15 protein-coding genes are annotated in these 19666 nt (G+C 47.5%); 10 read left to right on the top strand and 5 right to left on the bottom strand.

Annotated elements, in window-relative coordinates; genetic code table 11:
• Positions 1-146: 146 nt before the first annotated feature.
• Positions 147-1805: a hypothetical protein gene (locus ACLVWR_RS00335; RefSeq protein WP_413581984.1), complete on the bottom strand. Its 1659-nt coding sequence runs from the start codon at positions 1803-1805 to the stop codon at positions 147-149.
• Positions 1806-1943: 138 nt separating this feature from the next.
• Positions 1944-2585, bottom strand: coding sequence for a hypothetical protein (locus tag ACLVWR_RS00330; RefSeq protein ID WP_413581983.1), 642 nt, complete (start codon positions 2583-2585; stop codon positions 1944-1946).
• Between the two features lie 162 nt (positions 2586-2747).
• On the opposite strand from ACLVWR_RS00330, the gene ACLVWR_RS00325 reads away from it, so the two are divergent.
• From ACLVWR_RS00325 to ACLVWR_RS00295, 7 genes are read left to right on the top strand one after another with little or no spacing between them, the layout of a single operon-like run.
• On the top strand, positions 2748-4073 hold the full coding sequence (locus ACLVWR_RS00325; protein ID WP_413581982.1) for a PepSY-associated TM helix domain-containing protein: 1326 nt from the start codon (positions 2748-2750) through the stop codon (positions 4071-4073).
• On the top strand, positions 4070-5278 hold the full coding sequence (locus ACLVWR_RS00320) for an MFS transporter (protein ID WP_413581981.1): 1209 nt from the start codon (positions 4070-4072) through the stop codon (positions 5276-5278). Before ACLVWR_RS00325 ends, ACLVWR_RS00320 begins: the two co-directional genes overlap by 4 nt.
• Position 5279: 1 nt before the next feature.
• Entirely contained in the window at positions 5280-7055 is a 1776-nt protein-coding gene (locus tag ACLVWR_RS00315; RefSeq protein ID WP_413581980.1) for an IucA/IucC family protein, read from the top strand.
• 8 nt (positions 7056-7063) lie between these two features.
• Entirely contained in the window at positions 7064-7996 is a 933-nt protein-coding gene (locus ACLVWR_RS00310) for a GNAT family N-acetyltransferase (RefSeq protein ID WP_413581979.1), read from the top strand.
• Positions 7993-9771, top strand: coding sequence for an IucA/IucC family protein (locus ACLVWR_RS00305; RefSeq protein ID WP_413581978.1), 1779 nt, complete (start codon positions 7993-7995; stop codon positions 9769-9771). Before ACLVWR_RS00310 ends, ACLVWR_RS00305 begins: the two co-directional genes overlap by 4 nt.
• Before the next feature lies 1 nt (position 9772).
• The gene (locus ACLVWR_RS00300; RefSeq protein WP_413581977.1) at positions 9773-11050 is read left to right on the top strand and encodes a lysine N(6)-hydroxylase/L-ornithine N(5)-oxygenase family protein; all 1278 of its coding nucleotides are present in this window, start codon (positions 9773-9775) and stop codon (positions 11048-11050) included.
• A gap of 23 nt (positions 11051-11073) precedes the next feature.
• Complete coding sequence (locus ACLVWR_RS00295; RefSeq protein WP_413581976.1) at positions 11074-13155, top strand: TonB-dependent receptor; 2082 nt, start codon at positions 11074-11076, stop codon at positions 13153-13155.
• Between the two features lie 53 nt (positions 13156-13208).
• On the opposite strand, the gene ACLVWR_RS00290 is transcribed toward ACLVWR_RS00295, so the two are convergent.
• A complete protein-coding gene (locus tag ACLVWR_RS00290; RefSeq protein WP_413581975.1) occupies positions 13209-14039 on the bottom strand; it encodes a ComEC/Rec2 family competence protein in 831 nt (276 codons plus the stop codon).
• Positions 13955-14869: a ComEC/Rec2 family competence protein gene (locus tag ACLVWR_RS00285; RefSeq protein WP_413581974.1), complete on the bottom strand. Its 915-nt coding sequence runs from the start codon at positions 14867-14869 to the stop codon at positions 13955-13957. Before ACLVWR_RS00285 ends, ACLVWR_RS00290 begins: the two co-directional genes overlap by 85 nt.
• A gap of 314 nt (positions 14870-15183) precedes the next feature.
• Between ACLVWR_RS00285 and ACLVWR_RS00280 the strand changes: the two genes are divergently transcribed.
• Genes ACLVWR_RS00280 through ACLVWR_RS00270 form a run of 3 tightly spaced genes read left to right on the top strand, consistent with a single transcriptional unit; the run spans position 15184 to position 18307 of the window.
• Positions 15184-15708 (top strand): tetratricopeptide repeat protein, encoded by a 525-nt coding sequence (locus tag ACLVWR_RS00280; protein ID WP_413581973.1) that lies wholly within the window; start codon positions 15184-15186, stop codon positions 15706-15708.
• 20 nt (positions 15709-15728) lie between these two features.
• Entirely contained in the window at positions 15729-17324 is a 1596-nt protein-coding gene (locus ACLVWR_RS00275; RefSeq protein WP_413581972.1) for a LysM peptidoglycan-binding domain-containing protein, read from the top strand.
• A gap of 41 nt (positions 17325-17365) precedes the next feature.
• A complete protein-coding gene (locus tag ACLVWR_RS00270) occupies positions 17366-18307 on the top strand; it encodes a DNA-processing protein DprA (RefSeq protein ID WP_413581971.1) in 942 nt (313 codons plus the stop codon).
• 204 nt (positions 18308-18511) lie between these two features.
• Here ACLVWR_RS00270 and lptF read toward each other — a convergent pair whose 3' ends face one another.
• A complete protein-coding gene (lptF, locus tag ACLVWR_RS00265) occupies positions 18512-19654 on the bottom strand; it encodes an LPS export ABC transporter permease LptF (RefSeq protein WP_413581970.1) in 1143 nt (380 codons plus the stop codon).
• Positions 19655-19666: the final 12 nt, after the last annotated feature.

Raw genomic sequence — 19666 nt, 5'->3', positions numbered from 1 at the left:
TTCTTGAGAGGGGATATAGGAGGTCGGGGTGAAAGAAGCAATGATTCAATGCAAATAATGCAAAAATCTCTCAAATTCCATAGGCAAGATTGCAATAAGTTAACCAGAAGTAACGTTGGCCCCCGATGGGAGCCAAAGAAGTGAAATTACATCTGGGATTTCAGGTAGCCCACGATATCAATACTAGGGGCTGATTCAGTACCCACGCCTGGCTTTGGTCCACGGCTGAGTTGATCCAAAGTGTAGTCCATGCGCACGTCATAGCGGCGCTCTGTTTGATTGCGCAACCATTTTTGAGCATCAAACCAAGCCTTCTTGTTTTGATCGTCAGTGCACGAAGCAAGCTCTTTCGGCATGCGGGCGCCCCAACGCATTTCCGGGCAGTGGTACGGGTCAAAGCTCATATTGAACAATCTTTGGCGAGCCGCCTCAAGATTCATCAACAATGTATCCCCATTGGAAGTCGTATAAGAGAACTTACACAATGTCGCTTCCTGGGAGTAAACCGCAAAAAGATCTTTCGCCAGATTGCTGCCGTTATAGCGAATCGTTCTGTCGTGAGCGCGCCATTTTTGAATCGCTTTTTGGGACTGGGCCAGAATATCCATAAAGGATGTTTTCAGACGGGCATCACGGGAAGGGGTCGCATAGGACTCCCATTCGCCTGTAGCGCCAAAGATATTTACCGGCAGGCGTTCAGGGTGTTGTTTTAAAGGAATGCCTTCACGACGAGCCAATTCCACAGCTGCAACACGGTCTTTCAAGGAAGAGCAGATATCGATAACTTCGAATTTCATATCCAAAAGAGGATCAATAACGGGTTCACCATTAGTCAGCTTCAATTGAACGTACTCAAAATAGTTGATCTCCTGGTTTCTGAAAACGAATTTGCCTTTTTTCCAGTCGCCAGACGGATCCGGTTGATTGCCGTAAAACTGCTCAGTGCCGAAGGCCGGCAGATTGCGGTTGTCAGCAGCCTGGATTTGGCCTCCAACAAACACGCCACCTTCTTGAGAGGCGCCAACCAGTTGCAATGGACGGAAGTTTTTAAAGCCAGCGCCCTGACCTGGGATGGAGCGCATGAATTTGGATGTGTAAAGACCCATCGTCAAAGTATTGTCAGGATGAGCATCGATATACAGCACGCGACCGGCTTCAGTGACGCGATAGATGATCGCTACGTGACCATTTGGATCATAAATAACAGTACCTGGGCGGATACCCGTGCGATCCAAGCGAGCGGGATAGAAGTCAGCGTAAGTTGTACCTTGAGAATCACCGATCATGCGGAATGCAGCTGTTGAAACACTGTTGATCAAATCAGAGTTCAAAAAATCCACGGCATCAGGGTAAGTCGTGATGCGAAATTTGTTTTTCTTGGTCAAAAGATCGCGACGATATTTCACCGAGTTGCCATTTGTGGAGTAGCGAATGTCTTTGTTGAAATCCTCGGGACCGGCTGGGTTTGCAGTGAATCCCGTCGCGTGAGAGAAAGGCAATCCCATTTTCCAGGCAAAGTAAGCGCGAAGATAATAAGGCAAGTCAGCGCAGTCTGCGAAGTAGCGGATGCCGCCTGGATCTGTTCCATAGAACATATTTGCAGAGCTGTTCAAACATTCAGTAACTGTCGCACATTTGCGGTTTTCCACAGCGACACCCAGTTTGGTGACGAATTGACCGAATTGATATTCATGCTGTTCAGTCCAAACTGGCTGAGTAATACGCCAATCACGGGCGCCCGCCAATGCGGTCGTGGTAGCTGTCGTACCAAAAATCAGAAGGAACATCGCAAATGTTGATTTCATCAGTAACTCCAATGACTTTAAAAATATCTCCGGATTTATAACAAGAACCCGGGTATTTTGCTTAGGAAAGTCGATTGGCTGTGTATATTTGCAGAACTTTCAGGGGTGTCAAAGAAGCTGACAGATTTTCCGTTAACATTACGTTTTTGCAGGAAGAATTTTCTGCGCAAACTTCCAAAACTTGTTTTCGGCTCCTAATTTCTTAAGCAGATATTCACGGGCTTCATCTTGGGAGATCGCAAGGGATTGATTCCACAGGGGTTCAAACAGGGTTTTGGTTGCACCCACCGCGGTAGATGGAAAGCTCGAGTCCTCGATTTCGCCATAGGCCACAATCAGGAGTTTTTGCCACAATGCTTTCATAGCTCGATTGTAAGTGGACTCCATATAACGCCCTTGAAGATCGGCAATTTCCTTAAGCTGTTTGGTCGAAAGAGGGGAGTCCATTTCCAGGGCTTCCAGAATGGTGCGGCTCTCATGGGAAAGCGGGGCATCACTGCGTTGAAATGCCATCATATTGGCGAACGCCTCCTTCGAGAAAAAGGTCGCACGATTCTGGTACCATTTCGCATAAACAACCTTGTTGGACCGGGAGAGCTCTTCCTTTAGCAGCCACAGATCCGACACCTTGTGATCTGCGTCGGCATCCCATTCCCAAACCATTTTCGAACGAGGCCACAGATGGGCCCACAGGGAGTCCGGTTCCGAGCTGTTTTTGATCGGATATACGAGTAAAATTCCCTCTTGTTCGATCGCCTTCAAGGCCTTTTGCTTAATCATATTCACATTAGAGCAAGTTCACAAAAGTTTGGCAATTTCCGACTCACTGTCAGGTCTTTTGACACTCGGAAAAAATCTTCCCAATAGGCTTTCAACAACGAACTTCTCAGGTCAAATTTTTGTGATAATTCCCTCTGTATGGTACCTACTTTAACTAATTATATGGCACTAAAAAACTCAGCATTCAGATTCTTTTATAAGCTTCACATGTACGTCGGTCTTTTCGTGGCGGTGCATTTTATTTTCCTCAGCATCAGTGGATCCATTCTGCTTTTCAAAGAAGAAGTAGAAGGTGAGATTCACACGGCCGCTGCGACGTCAGCCACCGGTGCCCCTTTCTCATACTCCGGTTTGATGTCTGAGGTTCTGAAAAAGTTCCCAGGGGAGCGACCTCTGGCGGTCTTCAAAGACGATGAAAACGAGAACATCATCAACGTGCGTTTGGGAATGAATGATTCCAAAATGTTCCGTGGTGCGCGCAAGCTGACGTACGATGCGAATACTGGCGCTGAGATCAACGTTGAAGCCAGCAAAAGCTCCTTCATGGATTGGATGCTAAGACTGCACCGTGAATTCTTCCTGGGATCCTACGGAAAAATCTATGTGGGACTGATTGGTCTTCTTTATTTTTTCGTGATGCTGTCCGGTTTTTTCATCTACGGTAATTTCGCCAAAAAAGTTGCATTCGGAGAAGTGCGCATCAAATCCCCACGTCATTGGTTTTCGGATTTGCATCGCTATATCGGGATGGGTGTTTTTGCCTGGGGTTTGATTATCGGTGCAACTGGATTCTTACTGGGCATCAGTTCATCGTTGATCAAGTTCTATCAATATCAAGAATTGAAACAAATCACTTTGCAGTACAAAGACGTTCACGGTGACAACGATCATGTTCATAACATGTCTGTGCTGGACAACGTCATTAAAACGGCAGAGACGTCTCTCCCGAATTCCAAAGTGGACTATATCGCTGTGCCAGACACGCAGTTTGCGCCACCCAATCACTTTTTGGTGGTGATGGTTGGAAACACTCCAAAAACAGAGCGTATGACCCAATTGGTGGTGGTGGATGCCGCGACGGGCCTGCAAGGTGAAGTGCGTGAGCTTCCTTGGTATATGGAAATCACGCTGGCATCGGAGCCCCTGCATTTCGGCAATTACGGCGGACTTTTCCTGAAAATTGTATGGTTGGGATTCTCGATCTTCTCCCTGCTGCTGCCTGTTTTTGGTCTGGTTATCTGGTACAAGCGCAAGAAAGCAAAACCTGCGGGAGTGGGTGTGACCATGGAAACGCGCAAGCTTTCAGAACATGCACTGTTTAAAAGTCGCTTTGCGATACCGGTTATTCTGTTCGCTTTGACTTCTTTTATGATTATCGGCGCCTACATTTTTGGTGGCATGTTTGCCACTGCTTCCGGTGTGATGCTGTTGCTTCCTCTATATATTTGCGGCCAGATCCTTATTAAAGGTCGCAGGGGGCATGATTGAACCTGGCTCTCCTGGCAAACCTTAATACCATCACCTTCAGTGCGTTGCAGATATTGCTGTTCACGCTTCTGCCTTATTTGGCAGAGGCGATGCACGTCAGTCTGTCCCTGGTAGTTGCGGTGTTTAGTGCAGGGTCATTTTTGTTTCTATGGTCCTCTCCTTACTGGGCGGCTAAAAGCGACACGGCCGGCCGTCAGCCTATTTTGCTCGCTGGAGTTCTGGGGTTGGGAGTTTCCACATTGATGTTGTGGTCCCTGACTCAATGGGGTGAAAAATGGGGAGCCACAGCGGTTGTTGTGGTTTTGATCCTGAGTCGCGTGATCTACGGGCTGCTGGCTTCGGCGGTGGTTCCGGTTGCACAGGCGTTGCAGGTGGATTTATCAGAAACCAGCTCCGGCTCTGCCATGAAGGCGATGATTTCCAATTCCATGAGCCTGAACATTGGCCGCTCCCTGGGGCCTATTTATGTTTTGCTGAGTGGTGGTCAGAATATGGACCGTGTCCTGGTGGGATTCATGTTCTGGATTCTGCTTTTGGCGGGTATCAATGTTTGGGCGCTGGGAATCAAGGCGCCGCAAATGAAAACCGCGCCAGCCAAAGAGCAGGGATTCCAGGCATGGGGAATGGCCTTCAATCAAATGCGCTGGGTGTTTTTGTTGGCAGTGCTGTTCACAAGCTTTATCGGCATTCTGAATTCCTCTTTGGCAGTGATTCTGAAGCACAGCTTCTCTTTAAGCAGTCAGGATTCAGGTCTTCTAATGGCAAAGCTTCTATTGGTCAGCGCGGTGATTGCGGTTGCGACTCAATTTATGGGTCGGATGTTTTTTAAGAATCCCTGGCAGGGGGCCCTGGTGTTGGGCGTTTTGACTTTATTAGTGGGATCCGTGCTGTTGCTCGTGATGAATATGCAGTCTCATTTATGGGCGGCCATTTTCTTTTTGTCGGTGGGAATTGCCCTGGTGCCGCCATGCTATCTGACTTTGATGACGACTGTTGATTCAGTCCATCTGGGGTTGGGGCGCAAAGCAGGTATCGTCAGTGCCGCCAACACTATTGGTTATGCCGTTGGTGGTTCACTGGCTGCGATCACTCTGAAGGCTCAGGCATTTTCGCTCGAGTCGCTCATGGTTTTTTTGGTTTTATTAATGATGGTGAGCATTGCGATCTTATATCGTCAGCGTTTTTCAGCTGCGGTGGAGACATAATATGGACTTGCGTGAACTTTCTCTTCGACATTCGGCTTCGTGTTTTTTCAATTCCCTTTTCAGGGAATGGTTTGATTATGCAATTCAATCCTCGCCGAATCAGATTGCAATTGAGACGGGCTGCAAAGAGTCTCTGACCGTAAAATTAACCAACGGAGACGAACTGTATTTGCCTCTGACCCGCAATTCCCTGATGGGCCGCCATCAATACTCTTCCACCTTCTATGTGCACAGTGCCGGTATTCTGAAGGCCACTGATTTTTTGACGGTGGCGGAAGTTTTAGTCAAGCATCTGACAGCGGTTTTTCCAAACAGCACCGGCAACGATGCGGTTTTTATGGATCGCCTGAAAAACAGTGTGGAAAATATCGAGCTGGCGTTGGGTCATCGCAAGGCGGACTTGCAGTCCATTTATGCGAGACCTATGAATTTTCAGCAAGCGGAACAGGGTTTGATGATCGGCCATAACTTTCACCCTTATCCAAAAATGCGTGAAGGTTTTGATGAGGCCGACTATCGCCAGTACTCACCGGAAATGGCCGGGCAGTTCACTTTGCATTGGTTCCTGGCGAAACCTGAAACGGTCGTTAATGAAAAAGCCCAAAAGTTCCAGATTGAACAATGGACTTTGGATGCCTTTTTAAAAGACTATTCCAGTTCTGCAGTGGCTACGGCAAAACTGAAAGCCGGCTATATCCCATTCCCGGTGCATCCATGGCAAAAACAGCACTTACTGAAAAATCCGGTTGTTCAGAATTATCTGAAAGAGGGATCGCTATTGGATCTGGGAGCAGCTGAAAAGCCCTGGTTCCCGACGACATCATTGCGATCCATCTATGCGTCCCACTCGCCATTTATGATGAAGTTTTCTTTGACCTTGCGACTTACCAATTCCATTCGTCATTTGACAGCTGTGGAAGTCGTGCGTGGGTTGCAGGTATATGACGTTTTCATGACCTCCAAAGCCCAGGAGTTTTCGCGCAAACAGCCTCAGTTCCAGGTGGTTTTTGAACCGGCATTCATGGCACTCAAGGATCCGTCAGGTGAAATTTTGACGGAATCCATCGTCGTCTGCCGCGAAAATCCATTCACGGAAAGCAACCGCGAAGAAGCCGTGGTGCTTTCAACATTGGCGCAGGACAACCCGCTGGGTGGCGAAAACCTGATTCAAAAGTCCATTCGCAAGGAATCTGAAAAGACGGGTCGTCCGTTAAGTGAAATTTCAGAGCAATGGTTTGCGCGTTACCTGGAAGTGGCCGTGAAACCTTTGGTATTGGCGCAGGCCAATTATGGAATCTTATTGGGGGCCCATCAGCAAAATCTGATTTTAAGCCTGAAGGCTAACTTTCCTGAAAAAGCCTACTTCCGCGATTGTCAGGGCACGGGGTACAGCCATTTTGGTTTCTCTTTGTATGGCAAAGATGTGGCCAGTCTGAAAATGGAGAACGGAAATATCCTGGATGATAAAGGGAATATTCTGTTTGCCTACTATTTGATGATCAACTCCACCTTCAATGTGATAGCAGCCATTGCTGCCGATCATTGGGTGCGTGAAGAAGACCTGGTGCGCGACTTGCGCAAGTTCCTGATGTCCATTCGTGACACGAATCCACAGGATCATTCCTGCTTGAACTACCTTTTGGATCAGGCGGAGATTTGGCACAAAGGAAACTTCACCTGCAGTTTGCAGAATATGAATGAAAATACCGCGACAAACCCATTGTCGATTTACAACCTGATTAAAAACCCGATCGCAGCTGTTGCGGTCAAGGCTTAGGACGTATTATGAGCAAACACACTTACTTGCATGTTCAGGAAGGCACTCAATACCAGGCGGAAGTCGCTGGCAGTGTTTTGACGGTGATAGCAAATGAAACCGTTCAATTTCACCTTGAAGAGCAAGCCGACAAAGCCCAATTGATCGTCCAAGAAAACGCGGCGCCAGGATCAGTCATGGTGGCGATGGAGCATCTGTTTGGATTGAAGCCCGAGTTGAAATCCATTTCTGTGAATCAAACTACAACTCTTCGCCAGGATTTCTTCCAGAACCCATCCTTGTGGTGCGCTTTCGGAAAACAGTCCGTGGCTCCTGAACAGTGGATGCACACGGGGCAGGTGTATCATCCGGTGCGCCCTCAACCTCGTCCAGGGGATTTGCTGTATTCGCGTTTTGTTCCAAGCATTGGTAAAACAGTCAGCTTCCGAGTGGTTGATGTGGAGCGCGATCTTCAAACATTCCACTTCTGGCACAATCAGCCCTATGTTGCAGAGTTCTGGGAACTAGCGAAACCGGATTTTGAACTTAAAGAGTATCTTGAAAAAGGTCTGGTGGATTTGCACTCGATTCCAACATTTGTGGAATTTGATGGCGTGCCAGTGGGATATTTTGAAATGTATTGGACATTGGAAGATCGCTTGGGTCCTTACTACGAATCAGAGGCGTTCGATCGTGGTTTCCATTTGTTGATCGGTAACAAAGAGTATTTGGGTTTTAATAACACCGATGCGATTTTGAAATCAGCAAGTCACTACTTGTTCCTGGAAGAGCCGCGCACTCGTAAAATCATGGCGGAACCGCGCTCGGACAATCAACGTATCATCCGTTATGTCGAGACATTCCCGGCTTGGAGAAAAGTGAAGGAGTTTGATTTCCCTCATAAGCGTGCGGCTTTACTTGAATGCCGTCGTGAAAAATTCTTTATGGGGAATTTCCTGTGAATCTGACAGCGAACACACTTCATTCAGGATCCGCATGGGTGCGGGTGAATCAGAACCTGGTGGCTAAAAGCCTTCAGGAGCTGAGCTATGAACAGGTTCTGAAAGCCGTCACTTTGGACGGTCAGAACTTTGTGTTCGTTTTGCAAAATGGAATTGAATACCACTGTCAGGGCTGGCAGGGGATTTGGACAGATATCAAAGTTCAGGCGGACTCCATTGTTCGCGTGGTCGATGGAATCAAAATGCCGGTGAAAAGTGCCGGCCAGTTTTTTATCGACTGCCAAAAAGAGACGGGCATGGATGACATCATTCTGGGAAATTTTCTGGAAGAGATGCATAACACTTTGTTCTCGGATTTGCGTATTGAACAAAAACAGGCGGAACAAACCTCTGCAGAAATGACCCAATGGACTGGTCTTAAGATTCAGTCCATTTTAAATGGTCATCCCAAGTTATTGTTGAACAAGGGGCGCATCACTTGGAGTGAAGGGGACCTTGCGGAGTTTGCTCCGGAAAGTCAGCCCGTGATTCGCTTAATGTGGTTGGCAGTTCGTAAAAACTCCGCTTTGGCAGCGCAAATGCCGGGCGTGACTCAAGATGTGATTTTAGCGCAAAGCATGGATTCAGCGGAGTTGAATCGTTTTGAACAGCTCCTGGCAGAATTGAAGCTGGTGAAGTCCGAATACGTTTTCGTTCCAGTGCATCCGTGGCAGTGGGATCGCTTTATCCAGGTTCAGTTTGCTGGAGAGCTGTCCACGGGCGTGATCAAAGCTCTTGGGGTGTTCGGTGATAACTACCAACCTCAGATCTCTATTCGTACTCTTTCAAATGTAAGCCGCCCGGGGCTTTGGGATATCAAACTTCCGGTGACGATCCTGAACACCTCCAGCATCCGTGGAATTGCAGCAAAGTATATTCCGGTGGGTGGCGAGCTTTCGCAAAAAATGAATGACATTTGCGCCCAGGATCCAGTTCTTAAAAACGTTCAGATTTTAAGTGAAAAAGCCGGCGTCAGCTTTCAGCACCCGGTATTTAAACAGGTGGCTTTGGCCCCTTATCGTTATCACGAATATTTGGGCGCAATCTGGAGAGAATGTGCCGAGTCGAAAGCCGCAGCTGGCGAGAATTCTGTGCTTACTGGCAGCTTTTTCCATAAAGACGCAGAGGGGCAGAGTTTACTGGGGGCTTATGTAAAGTCTTCAGGACTGTCTATGGATCAGTGGTTGCGTCAGTACTTTGAAGTGGTGGTGGTTCCTTTGTATCACCTGCAGCTGAAGTATGGGATCGGCCTTGTTTCTCATGGCCAGAACATCGTGTTGAAACTGAAAGATCATGCCCCGGTGGGCTTGATTTTAAAGGACTTCCAAGGGGATTTACGCCTGGCTAAGGGCTCTCCATTGATTCAAGAGTCCGCAAACCTGGCGGCGCACTTGTTGCAGCTTCCACGCAATTATCTGATTCATGATTTGTTCACGGGACATTTTGTCACTGTTTTAAGGTTTATTTCCGAGGTTTTGAAGGAGTGCGACGGTTTCTCAGAATACGAGTTTTACGGGATTCTGGGGCAAACCCTTCGCGATTATCTTTCATCTAGCGGAAAAAACCTGAATGTGGATGACAGCGTCAACCTTCTGGCGGAAAAAATGCCTCGTGTGCTGGTAAATAGGGTGCGTTTTAAGATCGGCTATGCCGACTCACACGAACGCCCGGTCCCCATGGTCGGAGACGAACTTCTGAATCCATTAGTAATGGGTTTAAATAAAGGAGCACCGTAAGATGGACCAAAAACACAATCTTATTGGTATTGGTATCGGCGTATTCAATCTTTCCCTGGCGGCTCTTGCTGATAAAACAGCAGGGGTGAGCAGCGCATTCTTCGATGGGAAACCGTACTTCGACTGGCACTCCGAAATCATGTTCGCAGACTCTGAAATGCAGACGTCCTTTTTGAAGGATCTGGTCATGGGAGCTGATCCGACAAATCCATACAGCTTCATGAACTACCTGGTTTCCAATGGCTTGTACTACTCTTTCATGAATACGAATCGTTCCGTTGTTACACGTCGTGAATTTGAAATGTACTGCCAATGGGTTAGCGAAAAATTGGCGCACCGTTTGAACTTTGGTTCAAAAATTGACGAAGTCAGCTTCAAAGATGGCCAATTCGTGGTTCGCTCTGGTGACAATATCGCAAAGGCTGCGAATATTTGTATCGGTACGGGTCTGACTCCGAATGTTCCGGATTTTGCCAAGGACTTTATCGGTCCGAAAGTATTCCATGCAAAGTCCCAGCACCTTAAAAATCTGGATGTCACCGGTAAGAACGTGGTTGTTATCGGCGGCGGTCAGACGGGTATCGAGATTTTCCGTAATTGCTTTAAAGGCAAATGGGGCCGTGCACTGAGCACGCGCATGATCTCCAGCCGCGCTAATCTGGAACCGTTGGACAATTCTCCCTTCGTTAACGAGTATTTCACCCCGAACTACGTGGAAGATTTCTTTGGATTGGATCAGTCACAGAAAGATCCAATCGTTCGTCATCAGAAGATGGCTTCTGACGGCAACACTCCGGAGTATTTGGAAGCGCTTTATAACGACATCTACCAATTGCGCCACGTACTTCGTGATGAAGCGCAGATCGAGATTCTGCCGTCTCGCTGCATGGATCGTATTGAGGAAGCCGGCAATGGCTACAAGCTGACTGTGAGCAGTACTTTCTCAAACAAAACTGAAGTGCTGAACGCAGACATCGTGATTCTTAGCACGGGTTTCAGAACTCGTATTCCACAAATTATCGAACCGATTCAAAACATGATCGACTTTGATGAAAGCGGACGCTTCATTCTGCAAAAGAACTTTGCAGTAAAATGGAAAGGTCCAAAAGAAAATAAAATCTACGCCATGAACTTCAGCCGTCATGGTCATGGAATTTCTGAACCACAAACCAGCTTGATGGCGTGGAGATCCGCGACCATTCTGAACGATTTGTTGGGTAAGGAACACTACAAGACTTCGAATATGGTTTCAAATTTTGTTAATTATAGAGGGTTATAGGAAGACCCAAGGGAAAGAGAGAAATGAGAATTTTCATCGTAGCATTGTTCACCATGCAGACTTGCTTTGCGCAAGCTCAGACTCCGACAGAACAAACCACAACCGAGACGCCAGCCACTGAATCACAACCCTCTGAGACTTATCAACTGCAACAAGTACAGATCCTTGGCAATAAGGAAGAGAAGTCTTACCTTGAAAGCACTGAGTCCATCTCTGTCTTAAAAGCAGATGAGTATGACAAAGGTGTCAAAACTGACTCTATCAAGGCCTTGAACGCCCTTCCCAACGTTCAGGTTAACAAAAATGACAACACCTTCAGCTTGCGCGGTATCAACAATATCGGCGTGACTGGTTATCAAAAAGACAATTTGGCTTCCATCATCGTGGATGACGTTTTCCAAACGGATCTTGCAATTTCAGCGGGCGCTTTTGATTTCTGGGACTTGGACCACGTGGAGATCTACCGTGGAGCGCAGAGTACCACTCAGGGTATTAACTCCTTGGCTGGTAATATCCTATTGTTCCACCGTAAAGCGGGAGAACAAACTGAGGGCGCTGCAAAAGCCGGACTTGGTACTTACGGTTCTAAGGAAGTCGGTGCAGTCACTAACAACACTTTCCTGGATAAAAAACTTCTGACTCGTTTTGCGGTGAATGTGGAACGCTATGATGGGTTCATCACGAACGTCACAACAGGCAATGATCGTTGGGGGCGTCAGGATAAGAACTACTTAACCGGGGATATGATTTATAAGATTAACGCCCATGATGAACTTCGTTGGAATGTGAAGATCATGCAGACCGAAAACGGGGGGACTTATTCTCAGTCTGCGGATCCGTTTAAGTATGAAGTGATCGAGAACGTAGATAGTCGTGCGCTGACCAACAATCAACAATCCAGCCTTCGTTACTCAACCAGGATCAATGAAAACTCCAGCAATGAAACGATCCTGGCCTATTCCCAGGCAGATCAGGATTCGACGGCGGACTCTGACGGCACATCTAATCCCGCATCGGGCATTCGATATGAGAATCACACGGATAGCTATTTGAGTGTGGAAAACCTGTGGAAGTACCAAAGCGATAAAGTTAAGAACGTTTTGGGTGTGCACTATCACGACTACACAATTAATAATGACTATGATTTTACGCTCCTGCCAGCTCCAGGATATGTTCGTCAGAAAACTGAAAAGTATCAAAAATCATACGCGGTCTTCAATTCCTTGCTGTTCAAGCTCAACGAATCCCATGCAATGAATCTGGGGCTTCGTTATGAATACATGGTGAACAAGTTTGATTCCTATGTCTTTGCCTTTGGTACGCCTCGAGTCGCCAACGGAAACGAAGAAGGCGGAATTCTACTGCCTAAAATTGCTTATACCATCACTGAAGGATTGCACTCCTATGGGGCGTCCTACACTCAAGGGTATCGTACCGGTGGTGTCAGTGTGAATCGTTGGACTTCGGCAGTGTCACAGTATGACCCCGAAACAACAGACAATTTCGAGTTAAGTTATAAGTTCGTGCAGGAGAAATCCCGAGTCGCGGCCAATGTTTTCTATACCCACTGGAAAGATCAGCAGGTGTTGGTGCAATACTCCCCTGGCAATCCCTATGACTCTGCGACTTTGAATGCCGCAAGTTCCGAGATTTATGGTGCAGAGTTGGAAGGTCAGTACAGTATCAACTCTCGGAATGTGGTCAGTGCAGGGGTCGGTTACAATCACACTCGCTTTATCGATTTTAAGAGTCCCACGGGCGTGGTCTACGACGGCAACCAATTCCCATTTGCAAGTCCGTGGACGGGGAACGTGAACTACACGTTCAAGCCTAATGACAAATGGAATTGGGATAACACCCTAAGATATCTGGCTGCTGGTTACGGCGATGCTGCCAACACGAATGCAAAAAAAACACCTGAGCAGTGGTATCTGGATACATCGTTAAGTTACTTGCTGGCACAATGGAATTTAAACACAGAGTTCTTCATCCGCAACGTGCTTGATCAAAAGTACGTGATCTTCGACGCCAGCGGCTCAAGCTTTAAGGCTTACCAAGTCAACGCGCCTCGCGAGTTCGGGGCCCGCGTGACCTACTTCTGGTAGTGGTTAAGTTTATATCCAAAACAAAGAAAGCTTCGGAGACCTCGGAGCTTTTTTTATTTCTCAAACCAGATATTCCCCCAGTCCTCGGTGCGCAGCAGGGGGATGTGATGGGTCTTCAGGCGGTGCACGACTTCGGCGTGAGGGTGTTTGTAGCGTTCGTAGCGGGCTGAGGCGATGGCAAGCTTCAAGCCCGGCAGTCGTTGTAGCAGTTCATCCGAAGTGCTGGTGCGGCTGCCGTGGTGGCCCATGATGAGAACGCGTGCTGATGGGACCCAAGGTAGATTCTTCCAATGCATTTCTGAGTTTACAGGTGAATCTCCGGGCAAAAGAAAGTCCCCATAGCGCACGACCTGACTTAAACCATTGCTGTCCTTTCGTTTGTTCTTGCCGGGTTTTGACGACGTGTACTCCTGTGCACCTCTCCAAACTGACAGGTTCATAGTCCCCGGACAGGATTTGAAACCGCTTAGTAATTTCATTTTTCCCGCAGACGATTTGCCGATGGGTGGCAAAGCAATGCAAGTTTCCCAACTTCGGGGCCAGCGGGAGAGGGCGCCGATGTGATCCCAATCCCAATGACTAAGGTAGATGAAATTCCTTTTACTTCGGCAGAGTCGTGCAATTTTACCCCAGGCGAATCGTTCGCCACCCACATCAAAATGACGGCAGTAGTCTTCTTCGACAGCGGTTATCCACAATCCCTGTCCCACGTTCCAAACGATGACACCGCGGTGCTCATTGCGATTACCGACCGGGGTTGCACTAAAAGTAATCAGAAGAAAAGAGATCCACGCAAACCCTAAGAAGCGGACCATGCGGAATCCTTTCCCTGGCGCAATTTCAAACGAAGAAAATGCAACAGCACGTGCCAGGACAATATCCACACCCACAGGTAGGTGGTCGAGACAGTGGAGGCCCTAGCTGTGGGCACAGGTTCAGATGTCCAAACCAGCAGCCAAGAAAAAAACTCGATCACAAAATCAAACACGCCAGCAGTGATCGGGAATGCGATCGAAAGAAAACCTAGCGGTAGTAAGAGATAAGACACCAAAGGCCCTAGCAATAGATTATAGAGGAGAGAAAGTGGATGTAAGGAACTCAAGCCCCAAAGTGGAACCATCATGAAAACAAAAATGCTCACTTGAGTGAACACAAGTCGATGTAAAGAATTTTTAATTTTTAAAAGTGAAACACCACTGAGTGCAAGAGCGGCACACCAACTCATCAAAAATGAAGTGGAATTCCACCAATCTGGAAATAGTAAAAGTGTGAAACAACCCGCAATCAACGTCATCGTGTCCGCAGGAAAAAGCCATTTAAGTTTTTTGAATGATCCGCGCAAACCCAATGCTGACAAGGCTCTTACGGCGGGTGGTTGCCATCCAACGACTAAAGAGTAAAGACTCAAAAGTAAGAATCTTACAAAGAATGGAACGCGCAGAGTTGCGAAGAGTTCGTCCAGCAAAAGTAAATGTGAACCGGAGATCACGAAGATATGGATGAGTGATGTTTTCTGCAAATTCTGTTTCAGGTTCTGATCTTGGAGTTGCTCACCGCATACGATTGAGGCCAATGCAGTGTGGTTTTCAGACTCGAGAGGCACGAGTGTAAGACACTTTTGTTGATAACTCTGTGAAAGGCGTGATGCATTATTCAGCAATGAGTTGGAAGATGAAATGCTTAAGCCCGCAGCAAGTAGAAGTATAATAATCATGAATTCGTATACTTAGCAAAACTCGCTCCCAGCGCAGATTCTAAAATATTCTGTCTTGAGGTCTCTGCGTCCGTTTCATTCGGATTGTAAGATCTGAAATTGAGCTCTCTAAAAAAGAGGCTGTTTTTATGATTTACTAAGTGAATACATGAGCTTACGAGGTGCTTAAATTTCATGCAAATCGCTGAAACCCTTGAAATACAACAGGTCCAAGGTCCAGCATTACAATAACTCAACATTTTGTGTGGATAAGTCTGCTTGTTTGCACTTCTCATTGCATGTCATACTTAGAAAAGATCAAGGAGTGTCGAGAGATGAAGCAACTAGGACGATTGGCAGCAACACTACTTTTAAGCTTACCTGTGACTGCAATGGCAAAGACAATAATGATGCCCAAGACCGCAGCGCCAACCACGAAACAACAAGCTTTGCTGGTTGAATTAACGGGTCAGGATTTTACAAAACAATCTGACACAGAACTGTATGCTGAAATGATAGGCGCTTCACATCGCGATGATGAGATTGGCTTAAAAAGCCGCATGCAAAGCCTTTTGACGCGTTTCCCGGCGAGTACATATGCGGACAATGCATTGTTTCTAGCGGGCAGAATGGCTGTGGATCACGGTAACTTCCCAGAGGCGATTCGTTATTTCGGACGCATTGAAAAAGCTTATCCAAACAGCGACAAGGCAGCGAGTGCGAAGTTCGCAAAAGCGATGACTTATAAAAAAATGAATTTGCCACAGTTTGCAAAACGCACGTTGACGGAAGTCAGAGCGAAATACCCAGGCAGCCCTGAGTCTTTCAGAGCTGACGCGGAATTAAGACTGTTCAACTAGAATAATCACCACTTGCAAGGATGCAAACAGTGACGAACACGAAGTTCTCTGTATCATTGACTCTCATTTTTTGCGCGCTGCTTTTGCAGTCGCCTGTTGCGCGTGGACAAGATGTTCCACCTCCGGATACAACGTGGGAAGCGGATCCGTTGGATGTGCTTGAGCCTAAAAATGAAACTCCGGCAGAACCTTCTGTTCCGGAGTTTACAGAAATTCCAGATCCTGAAATTGCAACACCAGACGTGCCGGCTCCAGAAGTGGCACCACCCATGAACTCTGAGCCTGAACCGACGTTTGCGGATGCTGGCGGTTCCGATCCTGACTTCAACAAAGAAAACTATTTCCATAACATCTACAAAAAATACAACCAGACTCCAACATCTGATGAGGTTTGGGAAAAAGCAGTAGGTGAGCGCAAGTCCGAAGTTTACAAGGTTCAAAAAGGAAACACGCTTTGGGATATTTCCAATACGTTTTTCGGTGATCCAAATTTCTGGCCAAAGCTTTGGTCATTGAATGACGGCGCTATTTTGAATCCGCATGAAATCACACCGGACATGAATATCAAATTCTATCCGGGCACGATGGTGGATGCGCCAACTGTCGCACTTGCTGAAAAAGAAGGTGCCGAAACTCCTGAAGGGGAAAAGGTTGTGGAAGCCAGCGTGGCAGAGCCCCCTGTTCCTCCGGCTCGTCGCAAATACAATCCCGTGTTAAAGAAACTTCCACAAAGTTTGCCACTGGGTCGTTTTGGAATCTATGACGACAGTACAAGCACAGAAATTGAATATCGCAAAATCAATATGCCAACACCATCGGAGTATCTGGGCTACTTTATCGCGGACAGTGAAATCGTCGGCTCCGGTAAAGTAACTTCCACTGAGCTGGATTCCAAGACCGCCAACGAATATCAGATCGTGTACGTGGAGATCACCGGCAATCCTGAAAAGAACTATATTGTGCAAAAGAATCTTGGTGAGCTGGTTGATCCTGCAGCCAAGCGCCGCAAAGCTCAGATGGTGGAAATCCAAGGTGAGCTGGAAATCATGGAGAAGGTTAATCCTACCAAGAATTTGTATCGCGCAATTGTGCAAAAGGCGATTCAGCCTATTGAAGTCGGTGCGCAGGTGATTCCGGGTAAGGTGCCGATGATTGATCCTCGCCCAGGGGTGGTGAACAACTCTGCAGGTGCTAAAATCATGGGTGGCGAATTGATCACGAAGCGCGGTTTGTTCGGAGTGAATGAACTGGTGTTCCTGGATGCAGGCACATCACGTGGTTTACAGGAAGGTCAGAACCTGACGATCTTCGCGGACAGTGCTCTTCGTAACGGTGAATCCAAGGCGGTCATGAATGATCGTGCTATCGGCAGTGTGAAAATCGTCAAGGCCACGCCGAACTTTGCGACGGCATACGTGACGAAAGCCAGCGAGGATGTGAAGCTGGGGGACTATGTCGGTAACAGCGGCGCCAAGACAGCTTCCGCGGCGCCGGTCATTGAAAGTCACTCACCTGAATCTCCAAGTGAGCTCGACACAGAGTTTGAGTTGGAGGGGGCGCCGGAAGTCACGCCACCGCCGGACTCCGGATCTGAGGATCTTGATTTGGAATTGTAAAATAATTGAAGGGCTCAGCAGAATTGCAGAGCCCTTTTTTTATGATTGAAATTCTCGCCATCTCTCAACTTATAAAGTCACACCCCTTATACAGCCTTCATCGGGATGAAATTCACCAGATATATCTGCGCTTGGCCCGCCTTGAGTGCCTGACAGAGACTCATCTTCGTCAGGCCCTGGCCGAGTACTTTCCGATGCTGGGGGAGTTCATGGATAAAAATCACTCTCTGTTCAAAGATTTTCGCAGCGAGTTTTTGCGCTGGAATCTAAAGGGCTTTCAATTCGTCGTTTATGGTGAATCACTTTATCCCTCGCAGTGCTATCGCATGGCGGATCCCCCGTTAGTGCTGAGTTACCGGGGCTCACCGGTGTGGATGATCGAAAGATCCGTATCGATTGTGGGGAGTCGCGAACCCAGTGCGGAATCGTTGCGGTGGATGGAGCAGGAGTTGTCGATTTTCCTGGATGCGCAACTGCCGCTGGTGATCAGTGGAGGTGCTCGAGGAGTTGACCAAAAAGCCCACTCATTGGCGCTTCGAAAGAATTGTCAAACGGCGGTGATATTGCCTTCCGGGCTGGATGAGATTTATCCCGCCAGCTTGAATGAGTGGATGACACCGGTGTTGGATCAGGGGGGATGCTTTATCAGTGAATACGATCCCGGACAGAAGATGCACAAGCGACTGTTTCATCATCGCAACCGTTTGATCGCGGCATTAGGGTGCGCCACTTTGCTGGTGGAGGCGCGTCGGCGCAGTGGCACGTTGATTACTGCGAATCAGGCCGCAGAGTTATCGCGTCCAGTTTGGGTTGTGCCGGGTCATCCCTTGGATCCGCATTTTCAGGGCGGCTTGGATTTGTTATTGGATGGTGCGCAATTGGTACGCGATGCCCAAGATTTATCCACATTATTCCACTCCGAGTTATTATCGGAAGGATTCAAAGGGGTAGGTATTGTGGGTGAAGATGAAGTATCCCACTAGGGATAGTGGCGTATTTCAAGTGACATACTGAGGACGAAAAAAGTGAAATCATCTAAAAAAATCTTTTGCAAGGGGCAGGGAATTGCTCTTACCATTTGATTCAAGGGAGGGGCGATGTGGTCAAGGATGACCGTGGTAGTAAGGATGCTGCTGCATCGCTCTTATTTGTAAAGACCGCCCCAACCTTCAGATTCTAAGTTCTTCTTAATTCCAGTTTTTTCTTAAAGTATACAGAGCAATCAAACCAAATATTGCATTCGGCGCCCAAATCGCAAGACCCGCAGGCATTGATCCATTTCGTGCGGCACCTTCAGCTGCCAAGTATAAGACCCAGTAGAAGATAATAATCCCGATACATAGAATCATACCACCGGCTTTGGCTGCACGACGATTAGTGGTTGTCCCCAATCCGACGCCGATCAAGGCGAAGACCAAACACAACACAGAGATTGCCGAGCGTTTATGAAACTCAGTCTGCATTATGCGTAGCTCTTCAGGATCGTTGATGCCTTGTTTGAGGCGATTGCGAACTTCATCCAAGGTTAAGGAAGGCGGTGATTTTGCGCGCTCCTCGTGTGAATCGGGTTCGGAAAAGTGCACGTCATAGGTGTCAAAGCTGATTTTAGTGTGAGTTTTGGTTTGGCGATGGATTTCGCCATTCTGAAGGCGCAATAAAACTTCCTGTCCCGGGCGATCCGGATCAGGAAGCATGCTTCCTTCTTTTGCGATGACTGTCAGTGGAACATCGCTGTTCTTTTCGTCATAGATAAAAACTTTACGAAGTTTGCCGTTTTTGGAATCCACTTCATTGGCATATACCACCATGTCAAAGAATCCCTCTGCAAAGGTTCCTTCTTTAATGACCGCGGTGGCTTTGGTGTTTGCCAGTCGCGTGTACAGAACCTCAAACTGGCGATTCCCCCAAGGAGCGATCACATAAGAGGTTTGTGCAGACACAGTGCCCACAATCAACGCCAAAAGGATTGCGGGTAGCAGCAGGGTGCCCATGGCAAGGCCTGAAGCTTTCATGGCGACGATCTCGGAATCCTGGCTCAGGCGTCCGTATGTCAGCAGGACTGAAAACAAAAGTGCCATTGGGAATAAGACGGGCAGCAGGGAAATCACCACGTAGCCGATGATTTGTGCAATGGTTTTAATGGCTATCCCGTGAACAAGGGCGAACTCTGTCAAACGCAACACTTGAAACATCAAAATGATGGATATGAAAACCAGAAGCCCTAAAATGAAGCTAGGAAGCATCTCGAAAAAAATGTACTGAACGGCTTTTTTACCATTAAAGATACTGAACATGCGCTCCATTGTAGACGGCAGGAAATCGTAAGTCATCGCGCCTATCGT

Source organism: Bdellovibrio sp. HCB288, assembly GCF_047305935.1.
Classification (GTDB): domain Bacteria; phylum Bdellovibrionota; class Bdellovibrionia; order Bdellovibrionales; family Bdellovibrionaceae; genus Bdellovibrio.
The sequence above is the reverse complement of the archived record's forward strand: the minus strand, read 5'-3'. Positions and strand labels throughout refer to the sequence as shown.